Annotated in this window: 20 protein-coding genes; 3 read left to right on the forward strand and 17 right to left on the reverse strand. The window is 68.7% G+C overall.

Translation table 11 applies throughout. From position 1 onward, the window contains the following. Nucleotides 1-94 precede the first annotated feature (94 nt). On the forward strand, nucleotides 95-1,738 hold the full coding sequence (gene eccE / locus ACFXIV_RS31345) for a type VII secretion protein EccE (protein ID WP_379394654.1): 1,644 nt from the start codon (nucleotides 95-97) through the stop codon (nucleotides 1,736-1,738). On the opposite strand, the gene ACFXIV_RS31350 is transcribed toward eccE, so the two are convergent. From ACFXIV_RS31350 to ACFXIV_RS31360, 3 genes are all read right to left on the reverse strand, one after another. Beyond that, complete coding sequence (locus ACFXIV_RS31350) at nucleotides 1,735-2,298, reverse strand: NADPH-dependent FMN reductase (protein WP_379394652.1); 564 nt, start codon at nucleotides 2,296-2,298, stop codon at nucleotides 1,735-1,737. The genes eccE and ACFXIV_RS31350 overlap by 4 nt on opposite strands. A gap of 24 nt (nucleotides 2,299-2,322) precedes the next feature. Continuing rightward, complete coding sequence (locus ACFXIV_RS31355; RefSeq protein ID WP_379394964.1) at nucleotides 2,323-3,516, reverse strand: NAD-dependent epimerase/dehydratase family protein; 1,194 nt, start codon at nucleotides 3,514-3,516, stop codon at nucleotides 2,323-2,325. A 250-nt stretch (nucleotides 3,517-3,766) separates the two neighbouring features. Then, nucleotides 3,767-4,582: an S-methyl-5'-thioadenosine phosphorylase gene (locus tag ACFXIV_RS31360; protein ID WP_379394650.1), complete on the reverse strand. Its 816-nt coding sequence runs from the start codon at nucleotides 4,580-4,582 to the stop codon at nucleotides 3,767-3,769. Nucleotides 4,583-4,765: 183 nt separating this feature from the next. Here ACFXIV_RS31360 and ACFXIV_RS31365 point away from each other — a divergent pair, with 183 nt between their 5' ends. Then, the gene (locus ACFXIV_RS31365) at nucleotides 4,766-5,035 is read left to right on the forward strand and encodes a metal-sensitive transcriptional regulator (protein WP_379382092.1); all 270 of its coding nucleotides are present in this window, start codon (nucleotides 4,766-4,768) and stop codon (nucleotides 5,033-5,035) included. A gap of 3 nt (nucleotides 5,036-5,038) precedes the next feature. Here ACFXIV_RS31365 and ACFXIV_RS31370 read toward each other — a convergent pair whose 3' ends face one another. The 14 genes from ACFXIV_RS31370 to infA all read right to left on the reverse strand — a co-directional run bounded on the left by ACFXIV_RS31370 (nucleotide 5,039) and on the right by infA (nucleotide 16,500). Beyond that, entirely contained in the window at nucleotides 5,039-6,028 is a 990-nt protein-coding gene (locus ACFXIV_RS31370) for a nitrilase-related carbon-nitrogen hydrolase (protein WP_379394648.1), read from the reverse strand. A 79-nt stretch (nucleotides 6,029-6,107) separates the two neighbouring features. Then, on the reverse strand, nucleotides 6,108-7,070 hold the full coding sequence (locus tag ACFXIV_RS31375) for a helix-turn-helix domain-containing protein (RefSeq protein ID WP_379394646.1): 963 nt from the start codon (nucleotides 7,068-7,070) through the stop codon (nucleotides 6,108-6,110). A 111-nt stretch (nucleotides 7,071-7,181) separates the two neighbouring features. Beyond that, the gene (locus ACFXIV_RS31380) at nucleotides 7,182-8,036 is read right to left on the reverse strand and encodes a nitrilase-related carbon-nitrogen hydrolase (protein WP_379394644.1); all 855 of its coding nucleotides are present in this window, start codon (nucleotides 8,034-8,036) and stop codon (nucleotides 7,182-7,184) included. Nucleotides 8,037-8,119: 83 nt separating this feature from the next. After that, a complete protein-coding gene (locus ACFXIV_RS31385; RefSeq protein ID WP_379394642.1) occupies nucleotides 8,120-9,100 on the reverse strand; it encodes an AraC family transcriptional regulator in 981 nt (326 codons plus the stop codon). Nucleotides 9,101-9,349: 249 nt separating this feature from the next. Then, nucleotides 9,350-10,315, reverse strand: a complete 966-nt coding sequence (locus ACFXIV_RS31390) for a helix-turn-helix domain-containing protein (RefSeq protein ID WP_379394640.1) — start codon at nucleotides 10,313-10,315, stop codon at nucleotides 9,350-9,352. A gap of 113 nt (nucleotides 10,316-10,428) precedes the next feature. Then, entirely contained in the window at nucleotides 10,429-11,385 is a 957-nt protein-coding gene (locus ACFXIV_RS31395; RefSeq protein WP_379394638.1) for a hypothetical protein, read from the reverse strand. A 301-nt stretch (nucleotides 11,386-11,686) separates the two neighbouring features. Next, nucleotides 11,687-12,601 carry a tRNA pseudouridine(38-40) synthase TruA gene (truA, locus tag ACFXIV_RS31400; protein ID WP_379394636.1) on the reverse strand — a complete coding sequence of 305 codons (915 nt, stop codon included), beginning with the start codon at nucleotides 12,599-12,601 and terminating at the stop codon, nucleotides 11,687-11,689. Nucleotides 12,602-12,667: 66 nt separating this feature from the next. Next, nucleotides 12,668-13,168 (reverse strand): 50S ribosomal protein L17, encoded by a 501-nt coding sequence (gene rplQ, locus ACFXIV_RS31405; protein ID WP_379394634.1) that lies wholly within the window; start codon nucleotides 13,166-13,168, stop codon nucleotides 12,668-12,670. A 53-nt stretch (nucleotides 13,169-13,221) separates the two neighbouring features. Then, complete coding sequence (locus ACFXIV_RS31410) at nucleotides 13,222-14,280, reverse strand: DNA-directed RNA polymerase subunit alpha (RefSeq protein ID WP_040855475.1); 1,059 nt, start codon at nucleotides 14,278-14,280, stop codon at nucleotides 13,222-13,224. Nucleotides 14,281-14,386: 106 nt separating this feature from the next. After that, nucleotides 14,387-14,992 (reverse strand): 30S ribosomal protein S4, encoded by a 606-nt coding sequence (gene rpsD / locus ACFXIV_RS31415; RefSeq protein WP_213557958.1) that lies wholly within the window; start codon nucleotides 14,990-14,992, stop codon nucleotides 14,387-14,389. 24 nt (nucleotides 14,993-15,016) lie between these two features. After that, nucleotides 15,017-15,430, reverse strand: coding sequence for a 30S ribosomal protein S11 (rpsK, locus tag ACFXIV_RS31420; RefSeq protein ID WP_040855472.1), 414 nt, complete (start codon nucleotides 15,428-15,430; stop codon nucleotides 15,017-15,019). Nucleotides 15,431-15,439: 9 nt separating this feature from the next. After that, nucleotides 15,440-15,811, reverse strand: coding sequence for a 30S ribosomal protein S13 (rpsM, locus tag ACFXIV_RS31425; RefSeq protein WP_040855471.1), 372 nt, complete (start codon nucleotides 15,809-15,811; stop codon nucleotides 15,440-15,442). A 235-nt stretch (nucleotides 15,812-16,046) separates the two neighbouring features. Further along, nucleotides 16,047-16,160: a 50S ribosomal protein L36 gene (gene rpmJ / locus ACFXIV_RS31430; RefSeq protein WP_033085975.1), complete on the reverse strand. Its 114-nt coding sequence runs from the start codon at nucleotides 16,158-16,160 to the stop codon at nucleotides 16,047-16,049. A 118-nt stretch (nucleotides 16,161-16,278) separates the two neighbouring features. Next, a complete protein-coding gene (gene infA, locus ACFXIV_RS31435; RefSeq protein WP_040804562.1) occupies nucleotides 16,279-16,500 on the reverse strand; it encodes a translation initiation factor IF-1 in 222 nt (73 codons plus the stop codon). A 369-nt stretch (nucleotides 16,501-16,869) separates the two neighbouring features. Between infA and ACFXIV_RS31440 the strand changes: the two genes are divergently transcribed. Continuing rightward, a complete protein-coding gene (locus ACFXIV_RS31440) occupies nucleotides 16,870-20,091 on the forward strand; it encodes an AAA family ATPase (protein WP_379394632.1) in 3,222 nt (1,073 codons plus the stop codon). The last annotated feature ends 196 nt before the right edge of the window (nucleotides 20,092-20,287 follow it).

Here is a 20,287-nt window from a genome sequence, read left to right on the forward strand (position 1 = left end):
CGCCGAACACAGTACATTGACAAGGACATTCATTCGCACTCGGCCGCGGCGCGGGCAGCGCGCGCGGCCGACATCGGGGAGCCGGGGACCGACGATGGCAATCGAATCCGGGGAGACGGCGACGCGGCCTTTGCTCGGCCGGATCTCCCTCGCGAGCCTGATCTGGGCCCAGGTTGCCGGACTGGTCGTTCTGGTCCTCGGCATACGGTGCGGGCTGGCATGGTGGGGCGCACTCACTCTCGGCATAGTGGTCGGTCTGATTCTTCTGTTACCTCTTGGCAAACGCACCGTTTCCGACTGGATTGCCACCGGCGGCCGCTTCCGCACCCGGCGCGGCCACCCGCCCGCCGACCTCATCGATTTCCGCGCCCCCGACGGGCGCTCGCTCGGGCTCTACCGGGACGGCAGCCGCGTGGTGGCGGTCGTCGAGGTGCTCGCACCCAGGGGTGGACTGACCCGGCTCGGGCGCCGCACCGTGCAGTCCACCCACCTGCTGCCACTGCCGGAACTCGCGAAAAGCCTGAGCCGGCACGACATTCTGCTGTCCGGCATCGACATCGTCTCGCACGGCTTCCGCAGCCGCTCGGGCACACCCGCGGGCGCGATCTACGACACCCTGCTCGGCCCGCTGCCCGCCACCGCGCACCGCACGGTATGGCTGGCCATCGCTTTCGACCCGATCGCCTGTCCCGAGGCCGCTACCCGGCGCGGCGGCGGGCTGACCGGCGCGTGCCGGGCGGTCACCATCGCCACCCAGCGCATCATGCGCACCCTCGAGGACGCCGACTGCTCGGCCCGGCTGCTCACCGCGCCCGAGATCCGGCAGGCCGCTCTGCAGGTCACCGCGGGCGTCGATCCGGGCGCGCTGACCCAGCGCTGGCGCTACGCCGAACTCGGCAACGGCGTGAATATCGGTGCGGCCGTGGATCCCCGGCAGCTGGCCGCCGATCTGCTCGCCCAGCTGTGGGTGCCCGCCTCACGCGGCACCACGGTGGCCGTGCGGCTGCGCCCGGGCCACAGCGCCGACACGGTGCGCATCGGCGCGGCCTGGCGGCTCACCGCCCGGGAGCTGCCCGCGGAACCGGTGCAGCAGCACATGATCTCCATGAACGGCCGCCACCGGGAGGGGCTGCTCGCGCATCTCCCCTTCGCCGTACCGGGCCTGGACACCACCGTGCCCACCGAGATCCGCGACATCGCCGGCATCGGGGCCCTGCAGCTGCCCTCCGCCGGATGCGGCCAGCTGCTCGGCTCCGACGACGACGGCAACGGCGTCGCCATCCGCCTTGTCGGGCAGGGTATTTCGAGCGTCCATCTGGCCGGGGAGCTCTATCTCGCCCAGCAGATCGTCTTCCGCGCCCTGGCCGTCGGCGAACGCATCCTCATCCGCACCGACCGCCCACAGGCCTGGCAGCAGCTGGTCACCACCATCGGCAATCCGGACCGCCTCACCGTCGCCATAGAAACCCACCAGTCCGACGCCGATTTCACCGCGACCCTGGTAGACGGCGTGCTGGCTCCCGCACCCCACGCCGGCGTCACCACCATCTACCTGACCGGAGACCCGCTCGGCTGGCCCGGCACCAGACCCGACCTGTCCATCCACCAGCCCGCCGCCGCCGGCAACCGGATCGTCCTGCGCACCGGAACCACCGAGGTGCCCCTGACCCTGGTCTCCATCCCCCGCGAGTCCACCTACATCGGACAGCCCCGCGCCGCCGTCGCGCTCGCGCGCTAGCTGCCCGGATACGGATCCGCGGCGCGGGAGGTGCGCAACGCCGCCGCCCACCAGGCGAGCTGGCGCAGCATGCGATCGGCGGCGTCGATGGCCGCGCCGTCCCGGGTCTCGCCCTCGGCGTCGAACTTGCGTTTGGCCTCATGGAAACTCACGGTCTCGCGAATGGAGACCATATGGATCTCGGCGACCACCTGCCGCAGCTGCTCGACCGCGCGCAGCCCGCCCGACAGACCGCCATAGCTGACGAAACCGATGGGCTTGCCGCGCCATTCGCGCTTGACGCTGTCGAAGGCCGTCTTCAGCGAGGCCGGGTAGCCGTGGTTGTACTCGGAGGTGACGGCCACGAACGCATCCGCGGCCCCGACCCGCTGCCGGAACGCCTGCACCTCCGGGGAATCCGTGAGGTTCAGCGGTAGCGGGGTGTCGAGGAGGTCGATGACGCCCACCTCGAAATCCGCGTCGGCGCGGGCGCGACGCAGGAACCAGTCCGCGACCACCGGCGCGAACCGCTGGGGACGCACACTGGCGATGATGACCTCGAGCCGCAGCGGGGTGTCCATGCCGGGAGCCTATCGGCTGGGCCGTCAGCGCCGCCCGATCCCGCGCGCGGCATAGTCGGCCAACCCCTTGGCGGGCTGGGTGCGCGCGGTGAAATCCAGCGCGTGCCGGGCTCTTTCCGGATGCGCGACGATATGGCGGATATCGGTGACGCGGCACTGCCCCGTCACCACCGGGGTCGGCCCGTCCACCGCGTTGGCCATGGCCGAGGCCACCTCCCACAGCGTGAGCGGCCGTCCCGAGGCGATATTCAACGGCACGAAACCGGGCAGTCGGCGTTCCACAGCCGCAACGGTGGCCACCGCCGCGTCCCGCACATGCACGAAATCCCGCACCTGACCGCCGTCTTCGAACACCTGCGGCGGGCGGCCCGCCACCAATTCGGCCGTAAAACGCGCCACCACACCGGATTCCGCCGACCGCACCCTGCGGCCGTCCGCCACCGGTTCGCCGTAGAGCTGGTGATACCGCAGCACCGCGGCATCCCCGCCGGTATTGGCCACCCACGCCAGCACGTAGTGCTCCTGTGCGACTTTGCTTGCCGCATAGGCGCTCCGGGGCCGCAGCGGTGCGTCCTCCCCGATCGGCTCCCAGGTCAGCACCTCCCCCGACCGCGGCGCGCGATGATCGAACAGTCCCCGATCCAGGTCACCGCGCCGCCGCAGCCCCGGATAGAACGGTCCGCTGCGCACGCCCCGATACCGGCCCTCGCCGTACACGGCCACCGAGGACCCGAGCACCAGCCGCGGCACCCCCGCCCGTTCCATGGCGGCCAGCAGGACGGCCGTGCCGACGTCATTGTGCGCACCGTAGAGCGCAGCCCAGCGCATGCCCTCCGCGCCCGGCCGCGCCGCGCCGGCCCGGGCGGCATCGTCGCGACCGCGCTTCCTGTCCACCGAGACGCGGCCCAGATGCGGAAGGTCCTGCGAGGCCGCGAGATTCGAGGAGTCGGCGGGCACCAGCTCGATCGCGCCCCGCAACGGCGGCAGCGGCACGGCCGCCGCCAGGTGGCAGACCACGTCGATATCGGCGAGCAGGGGTTCGAGCGCGTCCTGATCACGGACATCGAGGCGGGAAACATCCTCGGGGCCAGCGGCATTCGCACCGTGCACGCTGTCGAGCAACGCATCGATCGCGACGACCTCGTGACCGGCCGCCAGCAGAGCGCGGTGCACATGGGAGCCCAAGTAACCGGCCGCACCGGTCAGCAACACGCGCACGGGGTCGGGACCGCCCGCATTCATGGTTCCAGCCTATTCGACCGGCCTCCGACGCTCAGGTCCGCTGGACAACGTCGCGACCACATTCTCATTCAGGTCTCTTCGAATCAGACGCAACAACTGATTTCGCGCCGATCAGGGTAACTCGCCGGGGACGCCCAGAATCGGTTTCGCACCCAACCGTCGGCACGGGTTGCCAACGGCGGACGGCTCTCAGCCGTCCGCCGAAGGCGCGGGGAGGCGGGGGAGCTCAGGGCAGCTCGAAGGGGAGCTGGACGCCGGTGCCCGTCAGCACGCAGCACTTGTCGCAGGTGTCGTCGCCCTCGACGGCGGCGACGGCGCGGCGCACCAGCGCCTTGAAGGGCACCAGATTGCGCTCGAACTCGGCGAAGACGGCCGCGGCGCTGACGCCCTCACCGGTCTCCAGGCCCGCGTCCAGATCGGTCACGAGAGCGATTGCGGCGTAGCACATTTCGAGCTCGCGGGCGAGCACGGCCTCCGGGTGCCCGGTCATGTTGACCAGCGCCCAGCCCTGTCCGGCGTACCAGCGGCTCTCGGCGCGGGTGGAGAAGCGCGGGCCCTCCACCACGACCATGGTGCCGTGATCGTGCGCGGGCAGCTCGTCGCCCAGGGCGCCGATCGCCGACGAACGCAGCTCCTCGCAGTACGGGTCCGCGAAGGCCACGTGCACCCCGCCGGTGTCGTAGAAGGTCTGGGCGCGACCGGAGGTGCGGTCCACCAGCTGGTCCGGCACCGACACGGTGCCCGGGCCCCAGTCGGCACGCAGGCTGCCGACCGCGCACGGGCCGAAGATGCGGCGCACGCCCAGCGAACGCAGGGCCCACAAATTGGCGCGGTAGGGCACGGTGTGCGGCGAGAACTCGTGTTTGCGGCCGTGCCGCGGCAGGAACGCCACCGCCCGCCCCTCCACCTGACCGATGGTGATGGGCGCGCTCGGCGCGCCGTAGGGGGTTTCGACCTCGACCGTGGTCGCATCATCGCCGAAGAAGTCGTAGAACCCGCTGCCTCCGATGATGGCGAGCGTTGCCCGTGGATCCTCACTCATGCCCACGATTCTCGCGCATCCGCGCACGAGTGGTGGGACCAGGGCAAACCATGTACCCTAGGGGGGTATTAACGCCCGGGAGTGAGGACAGCGCAGGTGACCAACGACAAGACCGCGACCACAGACCCGGCTGCACCCGCCGAAACCGCCGAGTCCTGCCACGACCACGCCACCCACGGCTACATCACCGCCAAGGACGACTACCTCAAGCGCCTGCGCCGCATCGAAGGCCAGGCCCGCGGCCTGCAGCGCATGGTCGACGAGGAGAAGTACTGCATCGACATCCTCACCCAGGTCTCGGCCATGACCAAGGCCCTGCAGGCCGTCGCCATGGGCCTGCTCGAGGATCACATCAGCCACTGCGTGGTCGACGCGGCCGTCGCCGGCGGCCCCGAGGCCGAGGCCAAGATCAAGGAAGCCACCGACGCCATCGCCCGCCTGGTGCGGAGCTAGCCCTCAGCAGGCGGCGATGCCGCCGGGATACCTACCCAAGGACACGGGCAGCGCCCAGCGATCCGGGCCGGACTGCCAGCCGGAGGCGAGCCGACGGGACCCGCGGCGGACGGGGACGCGGTCCTTGCGGTCACGCGCGGCCGGGGCGGGTTCGCACTGCTGGGTGTCGCCGCTGCCGGCGTCCAGGTCCAGATCGGCGTAGAGAATGCCCTCCTCGCCCTCCTCGAGCGGGGTCACCACTTCGCTGCCGTCCGCGGCATAGATGCGGGCGCGGCCGGTGGGGCCGCTGACCCGAGGGGCGCCGCCCATACCGTCGAACGCCCGCTCCCCCACCACCGCGGTGGGCGCGAGCACGAAGGCGCCGACCTCCAGCGCGTACATCCGGCTGACCGTGATGCTCGAATCCGGCCCTGCCGCATCGGCGTACGGACTGCCGGGCCAGGCGGCCACATGGATCTGCTCCTCGTCGGCGCGTAGCGCACGGGTGAGCAGCGGCCGCTGGTTCTCCTGCCCGGACAGCGCGCCGTACTTGCCGATCGGAGTGTGTTGCACCGCAGGCAGATTCGGAGTTCCGGAGGCGAATATCTTGCGTTCCACGCTGTTCAACCCGGCCTTGCGGCGTACGGACAGCAACTCGCCGGAATCGTCGATCACGGCCTGCGACATATAGATTCGCCGATCCTGCCGTTCACCGAATCCGAGGACGACGTGAATGCCGTGCGCGGCGGCGGCCCCGGTGATCGCGCGCATTTCCACGCCATCCCGAGTCATCGAATTCTCGCGACACCGAGTCGAGTACTCGACATTCCACTGATTGGTATCGATCCAGCGCCACCAGGGATATCCCGGGAGAAACGCCTCCGGGAATGCGATCAGCCGCGCGCCCTGCGTCGCTGCTGCTCGGATCAGTCCGACGACCTGTTCCACGCCGTCGGACAGCCGCAGCCAGCTGGGTTCGGCCTGGACGGCGGCGATTCGCACCGTAATCCTCATCGCTGTTCCCTCATGGAACGTGATGCTTGCCAAGAGTATCCGGCCAGACAATGGCGACGAGTGCCGAATCACCGACTGATCATGCCAGGGTACGAAAAGCCCCCGGAGTCGTGCCCATTTCCAAACGGAAGCTTCGGTAGAAACTACGCTCGGTGAGGAATCCCGACGCTTTCGCAACGGCAGAAAGCGGCAACTGTGGCGCATTTCGTAGTAGGTCGCAAGCACGTTCGATTCGCATGCGGCGCAGCACCGTTCCCGGTCCACCCTCGAACTCGCCGAACACCCGGTAGAGAGTACGCCGCGACATGCGGCAGCCCTCGGCGATTCGATCGACTCCGAGATCCGGATCCGCACAGTTGCTGCGCATGAAGGCCAGCACCCGCTGCCGATTCAGGGCGTCCGCGGACTGGTCGTGCGGGGTGCGCCCGGACGCCGCGATCACCGCCGCCGCCAGCAGATCCATCCCCGGTTCGGCCAGCAGTGCCGCCCCGGCCGGATCGGTGCGCTGCAATCCCGCGACACCCCGGAAGAATTGCGCCACGATTCCCGGCGCGGTTCCACTGGAAAACACGGTGGCCGTGGGGACTTCGGGATCGGAGACGCCGTAGTGATCGCGCAGCCGGCTCAGCGGGACCTGCACCACGACCTGTTCCCACTCCTGCTGCAAGTCCCACTGATAGGGACGAGTGGTGTCGTAGAACACGATCGAACCGGGACGGACGTCGGCTACGCGGCCGTCCTGTTGCAAGCGGGCGTGACCCGAAAGCGGAATACTCGCAATCAGATACTCGTCATTCGCCTGCGCTATCAGCCGATCGGTACGGCGGATGAACTGAGTGGAGGATCCGGCAACGGTCAGATCGAGGTCGCCATATCGAGCGTGTTCGATATGGCCAACAAAACGATCGGTCGGTTTTGGTGAAACCGCCAATGGCACATAGGCATCGCTCACGTGCGCTTCCCAGCGCTCGAACGCCTCCGCCGCCGACTGCTCCGGTCCGGACCGCACCTCGATCCGATCGACCGCTTCTGACCGTTCCACTCCCCATCCCTCGATGACAATGGTCGGCCCATGTACGGCCGAATACTCGGGAGAGTGTGTCAGATCAGGGGAATTCGAGCCAATACCCCCGAGCGGTACGCAGTGATACCACTAGGCCGCGGACTCGAAACTCAGGTCCAGTTCCAGATCGGCGTACAGCAAACCCTGTTCGTGCCCGGCCAGCGGCGACGCCAGTTCCTCGCCGCCCGGCGCGAAGATGCGCGCATGCCCGCCCGGCCCGGGTACCAGCTGCTTGGCCGGCTCCGAACCCCGGCGGCTCTCACCGCCCGCCACATCCATCACCGCACACGCCGCGATCACGTTCAACTGCCCGACCACCGCGTACCAGAGCGTGGCCGCATTGTTCACGCGCACACCCCAATCCACGTCTCGCGCCACGATGAACCCCGGCCAGGACACCACGTGGATCTGCGCGCCGGTGCGCTCCAGCTCCCGCCGCGTCGGCAGATGCAATTGCTCGGAGCCGCCCTGCACCGCGATGCGGCCGATGCCGGTGTGGAAAACCTGCGACTCGCCGGGCTCGCCACTGCGGAAGATCTTGTGCTCCAGCGGCGTCAGCTGGGGCTTGCGACGGACTCCGAGCAGTACCCCGCGGTCATCGATGAGGCACTGCGACATGTAGAGCGCGCTGGCGCTGCGCTCGCTGAAGCCGAGCAGCACGTGAATGCGATGCCGCCGCGCGGCGTCGGCGATACGCCGGAACTCGGTGCGGCCCACCGTCATCGAATGCGTGCGATACCGCGCGAAGAACCCCTGGCCCCAGCTCACCGATTCCAGCCACAACCACCACGGATATCCGGGCAGGAAGGTCTCCGGGAAGGCCACCAGCTGCGCGCCGCCCTCAGCCGCGTCCTCGATCAACTCGATGGTCTGCTGGACACCGGCGCGCAGATCCAGCCATCGTGGCTCGGCTTGGACGGCTGCGACTCGCACCTTCGTCGGCACGTCGGCTCCTTCGACGGGTATCGGATGATGTGCAATCACCCTTCGCCGAACGTGAACCGGTCACAGCGACATACCGTGCCGGGCTACCGACCGCACGTGCCTGCGTCCAGTTGTGACCGAAATTGACCGGGCGTCAGGCCGGTTTCCTGGCGAAATGCGCGGTAGAAATGGCGATCGGTGGAGAATCCGGAAGCCGCGGCAATCGCCGAGAGCGGCCGGGCCGGGTCGGCCCGCAACAGCCGCCGGGCATGCTCGACCCGCATGCGGCGGACCAGTGCGGCGGGGCCGCCGATGTCCTCGCACACCCGGTAGAGCGTGCGGCGTGATACCAGGCAGGCGTGCGCTACCTCATCGACGGTCAGATCCGGATCGGTGTAGCGCTGGCGCAGCACCGACAGCACCTGCTGGCGCGTGTAGAGCGAATCGGCCGGCGCCGGCGAGTTCTGCCCGTTGGCCAGCAGCACCGCCGAGGAGAGCATGGCCGTGATCTGCGATTCGAGGGCATGTGCGGCCCGGTCGGTTTCCTTGACCGGGAGGGCCGCCATGCCGCGGAAGAAATCGACCACCACGCCCATCGCGCCGGTGGCGGGTAGCGCCTTGGCGATCGGTAGCTCGTCGCGCACCAGCCCGGCATGATCGAGCACCGCGCTCATGGGCGCGCGCACGATCGTGGACACCGCGTTCTCGGTGGTGCGGCTCTCGATCGGGCGGGCGCTGTCGTAGAAGGCGATGGTCCCGGCCCCGCCCTCGGTGATCCGGCCGTTCTGCTCGGTCCAGTTCGCGCCCTCCACAACAATGTTCACCAGCAGGAAGTCCCCAGCGGCCTGATCGAGCTGGCGCTTGTTACGCACCACCCGCTGCGCGCTGGAGGTCATCATGGTGAGACTGGAGTTATCGAACTGAGTGAAGCGCAGCTTGCCGTGCCACTGACCCTTGCCGAGCGGCTCACAGATCGACGGCAGCACCGCGTCGGCCACGATGGCCTCCCACTGCTCGAATGCCTGCCGCGCGGAAACCTCTGAGGTCGTACGGACTTCGGCGCTGGCAGTGGACGCGATACCCACACCGTGCATCATTCCATTACCGGACGCCGGGAAACTGCGAATGAAGCCGACCGATGCGACAAAACGGACCAGTCGTCCGGATTGTCCTGGTAATCAAGCCGATCCGGATAGGCCGCCTGCCCGGTCGCCGGCGGCTCGAAGGCGGCGACCGGGTGGCGCCTCACCAGTATTCCCATCCGCCGCGCCGCTGTGACTGCCCGCGCGTGCCAGATCACTGCCAATTGACGTCAGCCCCGACACACCTCCTGATCAGGCATGACTCGACCGGAATTCGCCAGGGGTCATCCCCATCTCGCGTTTGAAGGCCCGATAGAACTGCCGCTCGGACACGAAGCCCGATGCCCGGCCCACGGACAGCAGCGGCCGAGTCGGATCGGTGCGGATCAGGGCCAGGGCCCGCTCGATCCGCATGCGCCGGAGCATGGCCGCCACACCGTCCTCGCCGTGCTCGAACAACCGGTACAGGGTGCGGCGTGACACCGCGCAGGCGCCGGCCACCTGATCGACGGTGAGTTCCGGGTCGGCGTAATGGCGTTGGATGAACGCCAGCGCCCGCTGTTTGGCCAGCGCCTGCGCGGGTTCGTCGCGCGGCAGATCGCCCGCCGCCAGCTGCACCACCGAAGCGAGCAGTCCCGTACCGTGTTTGGCCAGCACCGCCGCCTGGTCCGGTGCGGTGTACTGCAATTGCGCCAGGCCGCAGAAGAAGCGGCCCACGATGCCGGCCGCCCCCTCGGGCGGGAAGCGCACCGCGGTCGGCAGCCGGTCCGCCGGCACCCCCGACGCCCCCACCACCTCCGCCAGCGGCACCTGCACCGCCACCACGCCCCAGGACTGCTCGAAATGCGCGCTGAAGGGCCGGGAACTGACGTGCAGGGTGAGCCCGCCGTCGGCGAGTTCCCCGACCCGCCCGTCCTGCTCCAGCCAGCCGTGCCCGTGCGTGGTCACGCTGGCGAACAGAATGGGTTCCTCGGGCTCGTGGAGGAGCCGCGGTATCCGGCTGAGGTGCTGACCGCTGGCCGTCACCATGGACACATCGATGCCGTCGAATCGCGATTGCACGATGCGCGCCCGGAACTCCCCCGACCGCACCGGTGTCACCACCAGCGGAACGTAGGCCGCTGCGACAACGGCCTCCCATTCCTCGAAAGTCTCCTGCTGCGAAACCTCCGGTGTGGACCGAACCTCCATCACCGCGGGCTCGACGCCGCCCCTCATCGCCCGATTCTCGCACCCCACGCCCGCCCCGATCCGCGAATTCCCTTAACAACATCCAACTTTCATCACATCGCCCGAATTTCCCCATTCCCCGCAACTCGCACCACGAATCTTCATCCCGGACTTGCACTTTCACTCATACCCCCATCCGCAATCACATGCCTGTCATTTCCACCCGACATCGAATTCGCCGCCCCGCCCGCCGTGCAGGCCGGACCACATCGAACGGTCGCGTCGATCGTCCGCAGCTGCGCGCGCAGTACCGTCGCGGCGAGCGCATACGGCGGCAGATCGGCTTCCGGGTCGTCGTCGTCCGGGTTGTCGAACACGTCGAGATCCGCCATCAGCGCCGCACGCTCCCGACGCGCCCGCCGATCCAGCGCCGCCTCCACCTGCCGGCGAAACTCCCACGGCGACAGCCGCTCCGTGACGCCGGGCAGGTCCGCGCCGGCCAACTGCTGCGCCACGGCCGTCCGATCGCCCGGGAGCAGGTCGATGACCTCCGCGGTCTCCTCACCGTCATGGAGCATCCAGACCAGGAAGGTATGGATGCGGTCCGCGCGTTCGAAACTGCCGACGAGCACCGAAGCGCCGATGGCAGTCGAGCGGGTGCACGCGACCGCCCGCAGCGGGGCGGCCGACCGGACGGACCAGACCGGCACGCTCACCCCCTGCGCCTCGAGCCGATCCGCCGCGGCTCGTGCCGCACGCGACAGCTCGGCGGTCGAGAGCCGGGCCAGGGCGCGCAGCGTGCCCAAGGCATCCGAGGTCGCCCGCTCCTCGAGCACGAGCACAGCCCACGCGCCGAACAGCTTGGCGAAGCCTAGATCCTCGTCGCCCCCGGCGAGCAGACCGGCGACCAGGAATTCGACCTCCAGAGGATCGGTGTCGTCCGCCAACTCGGCAGCCTCCGCCAGCACACGGTCGATCGGCTCCCGCAGATCGAACCCCTGTCCGTCGAACCGGGCGAACTCATCCTCGTCCGGTACGAGCGCCCGCTCCGGCCGTCGCACGCCGCCACGCCCGCCCTTGTGCTTTCGACCCCCACGGCCTCGCTTCGATTTCCCCATACCGAGGACTATCCGCCCGCACCCCGGCCAACACGCCGCAAAGCGAAACTTCGCACCCCCGAACCAAAAAGAAGGTCGCCCTTTATATTTCGTGCCCACTCACGGTGCGGCCGAACGCGCCGCCGACCAACCTGTGGTTGGACGATGCAGCCGACGCATGTGGTCCGGCCCTGGTGCGCGGCTGCTTCCGAAGGCCGAAACGGCCGAGACCGCACACCAGTTGGTGGAACACGGCGTCAGCGCGGTCGCTTGTCAGTATTCGGCAGGCCGGTTGGCGTGTGCCACACGGGTTCAGGACGAGTCAGTCGCCGCAGCAACCTTCGGGGTCGGGAACGGTGCGGACCTCGCGGGTCTGGGCATTGCGGGCGGCCAGGTCGGCGTCGTCGGGGTAGTCGACCGCGATCAGCGACAGGCCGTGGGCCGGGGCCACGGTGACGGAGCTCGAGCGCTCACGCTCGTTCAGCAGACCGGCGATCCAGGCGGGCGTGCGGCGGCCTTCCCCCACGGCCAGTACACCGCCGACCAGGCTCCGGACCATGGACCAGCAGAAGGCGTCGGCGCTGACATAGGCGGTCAGCAGGTCGCCCTCCTGGACCCAGTCGAAGCGCTGCAGTTCGCGGATGGTGGTCGCGCCCTCACGGCGGCGGCAGAAGGCGGCGAAATCGTGCAGGCCCAACAGTTTTCGGGACGCCTCACGCATGGCCTCGATATCGGGGCCCGGGCGGCAGGGGACGACACTGCGCGCCCGAAGCGGTTCCGCGCCAAAGGGAGCCGTGGTCAGACGGTAGGCGTAGTGGCGGCGGATGGCGGAGAAGCGGGCGTCGAACTGGGGCGGCGCGAGGCGGGCCGCCTTGACGCGCACATCCTTCGGCAGGAAGCGCGCCAGCCGGTGCACCAGCTTGGGGCCGTCCACCTCGGTGTGCGTATCGAAGTGCGCGACTTGACCTTCCGCGTGCACGCCCGCGTCGGTGCGCCCGGCCACGGTGAGCTGGATGGGCTCGCGCTGCACCTTGCTCAGCGCATCCTCCAGGACGCCCTGCACGGTGCGCAGGCCGGGCTGGCGCGCCCAGCCGGTGAAATCGGTGCCGTCGTAACTGATGTCCAGCCGTACCCGAATCGAAACCGGTTCGGGCGTCGGATCCTCCACGGTCACAGCGATCTCCTGGTTAACATGGAGAAAGCCCGCCGACCCGGAGGGGACGGCGGGCTCACTCATGGAATCTCACCCTCGGGGTTTCAGGGGATGCCCCTGAAACCCCTTGTCGAGTCCGAAGGACCGGATTTACTCCGCGGCCTTGTCCTCGGCGACAGCCTCTTCGGCCGGAGCCTCGGCGACAGCCTCTTCGGCCTTGGCCTCGGCCGGAGCCTCGGCAGCCTTCTGCGAAGCGGCGACACGACGGGCACGGTCGGCCTCGTTGGTCACGGTCTTCTCGCGGACCAGCTCGATGATCGCCATCGGAGCGTTGTCACCCTTGCGGGGGATGGTCTTGATGATGCGGGTGTAGCCACCCTCACGGCCCTCGAACGAGGGACCGATCTCCGCGAACAGGGCGTGCACGACGTCCTTGGAGCGGATCACCTTCATGACCTCGCGACGGTCGGCCAGGGTGCCGCCCTTCGCCTTGGTGACAAGCTTCTCGGCGTAGGGGCGCAGCGCCTTGGCCTTGGCCTCGGTGGTCGTGATGCGACCGTGCTCGAAGAGCGCCGTCGCCAGGTTGGCGAAGATCGCCTTCTGGTGCGACGCCGTCCCGCCGAAGCGGGCACCCTTCTTGGGCTTGGGCATTGTTTGAATCTCCTGTGTTGAAGGCCGATTCGGGGCGCTACACCCCGAATGACCTAAAGCTGTTCGGTCTCGGCGTAGTCCTGCTCGCCGTTGTCGGTGTCGCTGAACGAACCGCTGTCGCTCCAGGTGCCGCTGGCCGCGTCGTAGCCGACGACGGAGGACGGATCGAAGGAAGCCGGAGAATCCTTGAGGGACAGGCCGAGCGAGTGCAGCTTGACCTTGACCTCGTCGATGGACTTCTGACCGAAGTTGCGGATGTCCAGCAGGTCCGACTCGGTGCGGGCGACCAGCTCGCCGACGGTGTGCACGCCTTCACGCTTGAGGCAGTTGTACGACCGCACGGTGAGATCCAGGTCCTCGATCGGCAGGCCGAACGAAGCGATGTGGTCCGCTTCGGCCGGCGAGGGGCCGATCTCGATGCCCTCGGCCTCGACGTTCAGCTCGCGCGCGAGACCGAACAGCTCGACCAGGGTCTTGCCCGCCGACGCCAGCGCATCCCGCGCGGAGATCGAGTTCTTGGTCTCGACATCCAGGATGAGCCGGTCGAAGTCGGTGCGCTGCTCGACACGGGTGGCCTCGACCTTGTACGTCACCTTCAGAACCGGCGAGTAGATCGAGTCAACCGGAATCCGGCCGATTTCCGCACCCGACGCCTTGTTCTGCACGGCCGGGACGTAGCCGCGACCGCGCTCGACCACGAGCTCGATCTCCAGCTTGCCCTTGTCGTTCAGGGTGGCGATGTGCATATCCGGGTTGTGCACGGTCACGCCCGCCGGGGGGACGATGTCACCGGCGGTGACGGTGCCCGGGCCCTGCTTGCGCACGTACATGGTGACCGGCTCGTCCTCTTCGGACGACACGACCAGGCCCTTGAGGTTCAGGATGATGTCGGTGACATCCTCCTTCACGCCCGGGACGGTGGTGAACTCGTGCAGCACGCCGTCGATGCGGATGCTGGTGACAGCGGCACCAGGAATCGACGACAGCAGCGTGCGGCGCAGCGAGTTGCCGAGGGTGTAACCGAAGCCCGGCTCCAGCGGTTCGATGGTGAACCGCGACCGGTTCTCGGACACGACCTCTTCGGTCAGCGTCGGTCGCTGTGAAATCAGCATTTCTTCCTCCTTCGAGCGCCCACCATTTGACGCTCACGATTGGGAACTGTTGCGGCCCTGGCGGTTACACCGGGGCCGCAACCAGCGGCGCGCGTACGCGCACCTATTACTTCGAGTAGAACTCGACGATCAGCTGTTCCTGCAGCGGAACATCGATCTGCGCACGCTCGGGGAGCTGGTGCACCAGGATCCGCAGGCGGCCGGGAACGACCTGCAGCCAGCCCGGGATCGGGCGATCGCCGACGGTCTCACGCGCCACCTGGAAGGGGTACATGGCCAGCGACTTCGGCTTGACATCGATGATGTCGTACTGCGAGACCTGGAAGCTGGGCACATCGACCTTCACACCGTTGACGGTGAAGTGGCCGTGCGAGACCAGCTGGCGGGCGCCACGACGGGTACGGGCCAGACCGGCGCGGTACACGACGTTGTCCAGACGAGCCTCGAGCAGACGCAGCAGGTTGTCGCCGGTCTTGCCCTTCTGGCGGTTCGCCTCTTCGTAGTACTTGCGGAACTGCTTCTCCATGACGCCGTACGAGAAGCGAGCCTTCTGCTTCTCCTGCAGCTGCATGAGGTACTCGGATTCCTTGATCCGCGCGCGGCCGTGCTGGCCGGGCGGGTAAGGACGACGCTCGAACGCCTGGTCGCCTCCGACGAGGTCGACACGCAGACGACGCGACTTGCGGGTAATGGGGCCTGTATAACGAGCCATTGTTCTGTACCTTTTCCTTCCCGCTTAGACGCGACGCCGCTTGGGCGGACGGCAGCCGTTGTGCGGCTGCGGGGTGACATCGGAGATCGTGCCGACCTCCAGGCCCGCGGCCTGGAGCGAACGGATCGCGGTCTCGCGGCCCGAACCCGGGCCCTTCACGAAGACGTCGACCTTCTTGACGCCGTTCTCCTGCGCCTTGCGGGCAGCGTTCTCGGCGGCCAGCTGCGCGGCGAACGGGGTCGACTTACGCGAGCCCTTGAAACCGACGTGGCCGGAGGACGCCCAGGAGATGACGTTGCCTTCGGGGTCGGTGATGGACACGATCGTGTTGTTGAACGTGCTCTTGATGTGCGCGTGGCCGTGCGGGATGTTCTTCTTATCCCGGCGACGCGACTTCTGAGTCTTCTTCGGGCCCGAGGCCCGGCTCTTCGGAGGCATGCGCTATCCCTACTTCTTCTTGCCGGCGACGGTCTTCTTCGGACCCTTGCGCGTGCGGGCGTTGGTCTTGGTCCGCTGGCCACGCACAGGCAGGCCACGACGGTGGCGGATGCCCTGGTAGCAGCCGATCTCGATCTTGCGACGGATGTCAGCCTGCACCTCGCGGCGCAGGTCACCCTCGACCTTGAAGTCCTGCGACTCGATGTAGTCGCGGAGCTTGGTCAGGTCGTCATCGCTGAGGTCCTTGGAACGCAGGTCCGGGCTGACGCCGGTAACGTCCAGGATCTCCTTGGCGCGGGTACGGCCGATGCCGAAGATGTAGGTCAGCGCGATCTCCATGCGCTTTTCGCGCGGGAGGTCGACGCCCATCAGACGTGCCATGGTTGGCGATTCCTTACTTTTGCGGAGGTCTGCTCCCTGTCCGTCCCCTCGTGAGTGGGGCCCCGGCCTCCGTACCGGGGGTGGGCCGCCATCCGTCCCCTACGGGACTCGGCGACGGCGACTGGCGCTGGGAGTTCTTCTTTGTTGCCAATCCGAATCGCGTTCGGTGCTTGGCGGTGAGCGACCGGGGGCGTGAAGAATCCACTGTCCCGGCGATCACGGCACGAGGCCGCAATCAGCCCTGACGCTGCTTGTGGCGCAGGTTCTCGCAGATCACCATGACCCGACCGTGGCGGCGGATCACCTTGCACTTCTCGCAGATCGGCTTGACGGACGGCTGAACCTTCACGTCAGATCCAATCTGGGTCGGTGTTCACTGGCCGTGAACACAGTTTTTCCCCGGCCGGTTTGACCGGGGAAAACCCGGGACTCGCGCCCCGGAAGTCTTTGGCACCCGCGGGGGTGACTCACTTGTAGCGGTAGACGATGCGGCCGCGGGTCAGGTCGTAGGGCGACAGCTCCACGACGACGCGGTCCTCGGGCAGGATGCGGATGTAGTGCTGCCGCATCTTGCCGCTGATGTGGGCCAGCACCTTGTGACCGTTTTCCAGCTCGATCCGGAACATCGCGTTGGGCAACGGCTCGATAACCCGGCCCTCGACCTCGATGGCCCCTTCCTTCTTCGCCATATCCTCCGCGATCCCGGTTAGGCTGAACCTGGTTGGTTCAAGCTCATTACGGCAGGTCGGCCCCGAAGTTGGTGGTGCATTGCGGCCAACCCGGTGACATACTCACTGGAGGCGGCACTAGGACATGCCACAACCACTATGTAAGTCACCAGCGACCTAGCTTACCCGTTTCCCCAGACCCGGCCAAATACGGGTGCCGTGACGTGCCCCGCTGTGCACGGGCGATGCCACCGGTTGCGCGCAGCGCCCCACCGGGCGGACGAGATACGCCGGGCGCGCACCCGTCGGAGATCGCTAAACTACGCGCTGTCCTGCACGCTCAATCGAACACCGGGGGTAGATGTGAGTCGCGAGAACGACGGACTCCCAATGCTCCCCCCCTGGCTCTCCGAGAGCGACGTCGCCGCAACCGGTTACGAGGCTCCCGTCGAGAACCTCCCCCAGGACGAGGTCATCCCCGAGCAGAAGGGCGGCCGCGGCCTCTTCGGCCGGCGCAAGCCTCGCAAGGACGCGCCACCCGAGCCCACCACCCAGCCGCCCGCCGCGAATCCCGCCCCCACCTCCGGTGGCGCCGAGCCGAATCCGTGGGCCTCACAACCAGCCACCCCGATGCCGATCCGCGACCCCGGCACCCACTTCAACCTTCCGCACCGCGGCGACCAGTCGGGCAGCGCCAACCAGCAGTCCAACGGACACAACACACGACCGCCACAGCCCAATGGCCACGGCCCGGCACAACCGCCGAATGGCCAAACCCCGACCCAGCTCCCGCAGAACGGCCAGCGCCCTGCGCCCGGGCCGCACAACGGGCAAGGCTCGACGCCGCCCAACGGTCAAGGCTTCGGCGGCGCACCGCATCCCGGCCAGGCACCCGACCTTCCGCAGGGGCCTCGCTTCGACATTCCTCCAGCTAATGGAGGGCAACCTGCACACCCGGCCGCCCCGGAATCGGCTCGCCCGGGCCCTCATTCGGGCCCGCTCGGACCCACGCCCGGTCCGCAGTTCTCGCCCCCGCCGACGCCCCCGGTTGATCCGACGCAGCGCATCGCCAGCGCCGAACCGGCTCGGCCGGCCCCGCATTCGGGTCCGCTGGGACCGGTGCAGGGTCCGCAATTCTCGACGCCGCCCACGCCGCCCGCCGAGCCCGTGGATCCGGCCGAGCTGTCCGCTCCGGCGCAACCGCAGCAGGCGAAATCCGACTTCACCCCGCCGCCACTGCCGTCTTCGCCGAACTCACCACAGGGCCCGAGCGCAGCTGAGTCGCATCCGAGGGGCGCCTCCCTCGCCGGTGCATCGGCCGCGGGTACTCCCGGCCCGGCCGACCCCGCGCGTCCCCCGGCGGATCCGACCACCCGGGCGCCGCTCCCACCCTCCCCCGGTGAAGTCGACTCGGCCGCAAACGATCCGGCGCTCCGCGCCGCGCGCCCGCCGCTGCCCCCGGCCCCCGGCGAAGCCGATACCGCAGCCGATCCGGCCGACGCCACGACCAAAATGGCGCACCCGCCCCTGCCCCCGGCTCCGGGCGACCTGGATGCGACCGGCTCCGGCATCATCGCCCCGGCCGGTCTGACCGGCGCGCCCGCCGACGGCGAACAAGCCGACCCGAACACCGCTTTCGACCAGTCGATGACCCCGGGCCGTCACCGCGCCACAGAAGTCCCACTCCCGCAGCCGTCGGACCCCCACCCCGGCGACCCCGTACCCCCTGCACCGCAAGGGAATTCCACCCCGCCCACCCCCGGCCAGAACGACAACCGCCCGCCCCTGCCCCAGATTCCGGGTCCCGGCGCGCAGATGTCCGGTAATGGCGGCCAGTGGATGCCGCCCTCGCCACCGGTTCCGGGCCCCTTCCCGGGCGCACAGGCGATGCCGCCGGCGGCGGATTCCGGGCTTCCACCGATGCAGTCGACTCCAGGGTTCGCGGCGGGTCCTGTTCCGCCGCAGCCGACTCCGTGGGGGCAGGCACCGGGGCCGAATTTCACCCATCCTGACGGTTCGTCCGGCAACCCCGATGCCGATGCGAACCCCTGGGCGAACGTACCCGTGTCCGAGGCAGCAGTTGCAGGTCTGAACGGCCCGCAGGCGCATGGTCCGGACCGTCCCGATTCGGGGATGTCGCCGATGCAGCAGACCCCGGGACTCCCGGCGAGCGCTGTTCCGCCGCAGTTGAATCCTTGGGCGCAGGGGCCGGATGGGCCGATGCCGGGTGGCGCGGACGCCACCAACCCGGACGCGAATCCTTGGGCGAACGCGCCCATGTCCGAGGCGGCAGCCGCCGGGTTGACCGGGCCGCACGCCGGTGGTCCGGGAGCGCAGGGCATGGGTGCTGGCGGACAAATGCCCTGGGCCGCACCGGGACAGGAACAGGGCGCTGTTCACCCGAACGGATCCGGGCCGGATGCGGGCAGTGTGCCCGGCGGCCCGGGACAGCAAGGGTTCGGCGGGCCGGGGAGCCAGGGTGCGCCGGGTCAACCGGAGGCAGCGGTTCCCGGGCAGTACGGCATGGCGCCGGGACAGGCCGGTGCTCCAGGGCAGCACGGCGTCTCGGCGCCGGGGCAAGCCGGGGGTCCGGGACAGTACGGTGTGCCGGCTTCCGGGCAGCCGGGGGTCGGCGGGCCGGGCGCCTGGGGTGCGGGCGGGCCGCGCGGGTTTGCCGGTGGTCCGGTGCCGTCGCTGGATGATGTGCCGATGCGGCGGGCCAAGAAGGCTCCGGAGTCGGGGTGGCGACGGGCCGTGCACCATATGTCCGGTGGCGCCATCAATCCCGGGATGTCGGCGGAGGAGCGGCGGCTGCAGGAGTTGGTCGCGCGGATCCGGCAGCCGGTGCGCGGGGATTACCGGATCGCGGTGCTGTCGCTGAAGGGCGGCGTCGGGAAGACGACGACCACCATGGGGTTGGGCTCGATCTTCTCCTCGATTCGCGGGGACCGGGTAATCGCGGTCGACGCGAATCCGGACTTCGGGACGTTGTCGCAGCGGGTGCCGCTACAGACCCGGTCGACGGTGCGGGATCTGTTGCTGGACGGGCAGATTCAGCGGTATTCGGATGTGCGCCGCCACACTTCGCAGGGCAGCAGCCGCCTGGAGGTGCTGGCCAGTGAGCGGGATCCGGCGGCCTCGGAGGCGTTCAGCGAGGAGGAGTACCGCGCTGTCGCGCGCATTCTGCAGCGCTTCTACAACATCATCCTCACCGACTGCGGTACCGGCCTGATGCATTCGGCCATGGCGGGTGTGCTGGATCTGGCGCACTCCCTGGTGCTGATCTCGTCCTCGGCCATCGACGGCGCGCGCAGTGCCGCCGCCACCCTGGACTGGCTGTCGCTGCACGGCCACGATCATCTGGTCCGCAATGCCGTGGTGGTGATCAACCTGCCGCGCCCGGGCGCCCCGAATGTCGGCATCAATCAGCTGCGCGACTATTTCCTGTCGCGTTGCCGCGCAGTGCACATCATCCCCTACGACGCGCATCTGGGTGAGGGCGCGGAGATCGATCTGCACCGCCTGAGCAAGCCCACCAAACGCGCGTATGTCGAGCTGGCGGCCACCGTCGCCGATGATTTCGGGGCCGACCACCGGCACTATCGGGGCTGAGCCGGGGCCGGTTCCGAATCCGTTCGCGGGCAGTGGCTTCGGCCGGGACGGCTGCGCATGACACGGCACCGGCCGGGTGCTAGTTTGTGGCTCGATCGCGCCGCTCGCCTCGGTGCGATGCGGGTTTTGCACGTACGGCCGGCCCACCGCTGACCGGTGGGTGAGAGGAACGCATGCGTCTGAGGTCCGGGCGATG

It is taken from the genome of Nocardia sp. NPDC059236, assembly GCF_042754085.1.
Classification (GTDB): Bacteria; Actinomycetota; Actinomycetes; order Mycobacteriales; family Mycobacteriaceae; genus Nocardia.

What these genes read in the sequence shown, in the direction of transcription:
- eccE (WP_379394654.1), top strand. Translation starts at nt 95, where the DNA reads ATGGCAATCGAATCCGGGGAGACGGCGACGCGGCCTTTGCTCGGCCGG.
- ACFXIV_RS31350 (WP_379394652.1), bottom strand. Translation starts at nt 2,298, where the DNA reads ATGGACACCCCGCTGCGGCTCGAGGTCATCATCGCCAGTGTGCGTCCC.
- ACFXIV_RS31360 (WP_379394650.1), bottom strand. Translation starts at nt 4,582, where the DNA reads ATGAGTGAGGATCCACGGGCAACGCTCGCCATCATCGGAGGCAGCGGG.
- ACFXIV_RS31370 (WP_379394648.1), bottom strand. Translation starts at nt 6,028, where the DNA reads ATGAGGATTACGGTGCGAATCGCCGCCGTCCAGGCCGAACCCAGCTGG.
- ACFXIV_RS31390 (WP_379394640.1), bottom strand. Translation starts at nt 10,315, where the DNA reads ATGAGGGGCGGCGTCGAGCCCGCGGTGATGGAGGTTCGGTCCACACCG.
- ACFXIV_RS31395 (WP_379394638.1), bottom strand. Translation starts at nt 11,385, where the DNA reads ATGGGGAAATCGAAGCGAGGCCGTGGGGGTCGAAAGCACAAGGGCGGG.
- truA (WP_379394636.1), bottom strand. Translation starts at nt 12,601, where the DNA reads ATGAGTGAGCCCGCCGTCCCCTCCGGGTCGGCGGGCTTTCTCCATGTT.
- rplQ (WP_379394634.1), bottom strand. Translation starts at nt 13,168, where the DNA reads ATGCCCAAGCCCAAGAAGGGTGCCCGCTTCGGCGGGACGGCGTCGCAC.
- ACFXIV_RS31410 (WP_040855475.1), bottom strand. Translation starts at nt 14,280, where the DNA reads ATGCTGATTTCACAGCGACCGACGCTGACCGAAGAGGTCGTGTCCGAG.
- rpsD (WP_213557958.1), bottom strand. Translation starts at nt 14,992, where the DNA reads ATGGCTCGTTATACAGGCCCCATTACCCGCAAGTCGCGTCGTCTGCGT.
- rpsK (WP_040855472.1), bottom strand. Translation starts at nt 15,430, where the DNA reads ATGCCTCCGAAGAGCCGGGCCTCGGGCCCGAAGAAGACTCAGAAGTCG.
- rpsM (WP_040855471.1), bottom strand. Translation starts at nt 15,811, where the DNA reads ATGGCACGTCTGATGGGCGTCGACCTCCCGCGCGAAAAGCGCATGGAG.
- infA (WP_040804562.1), bottom strand. Translation starts at nt 16,500, where the DNA reads ATGGCGAAGAAGGAAGGGGCCATCGAGGTCGAGGGCCGGGTTATCGAG.
- ACFXIV_RS31440 (WP_379394632.1), top strand. Translation starts at nt 16,870, where the DNA reads ATGCTCCCCCCCTGGCTCTCCGAGAGCGACGTCGCCGCAACCGGTTAC.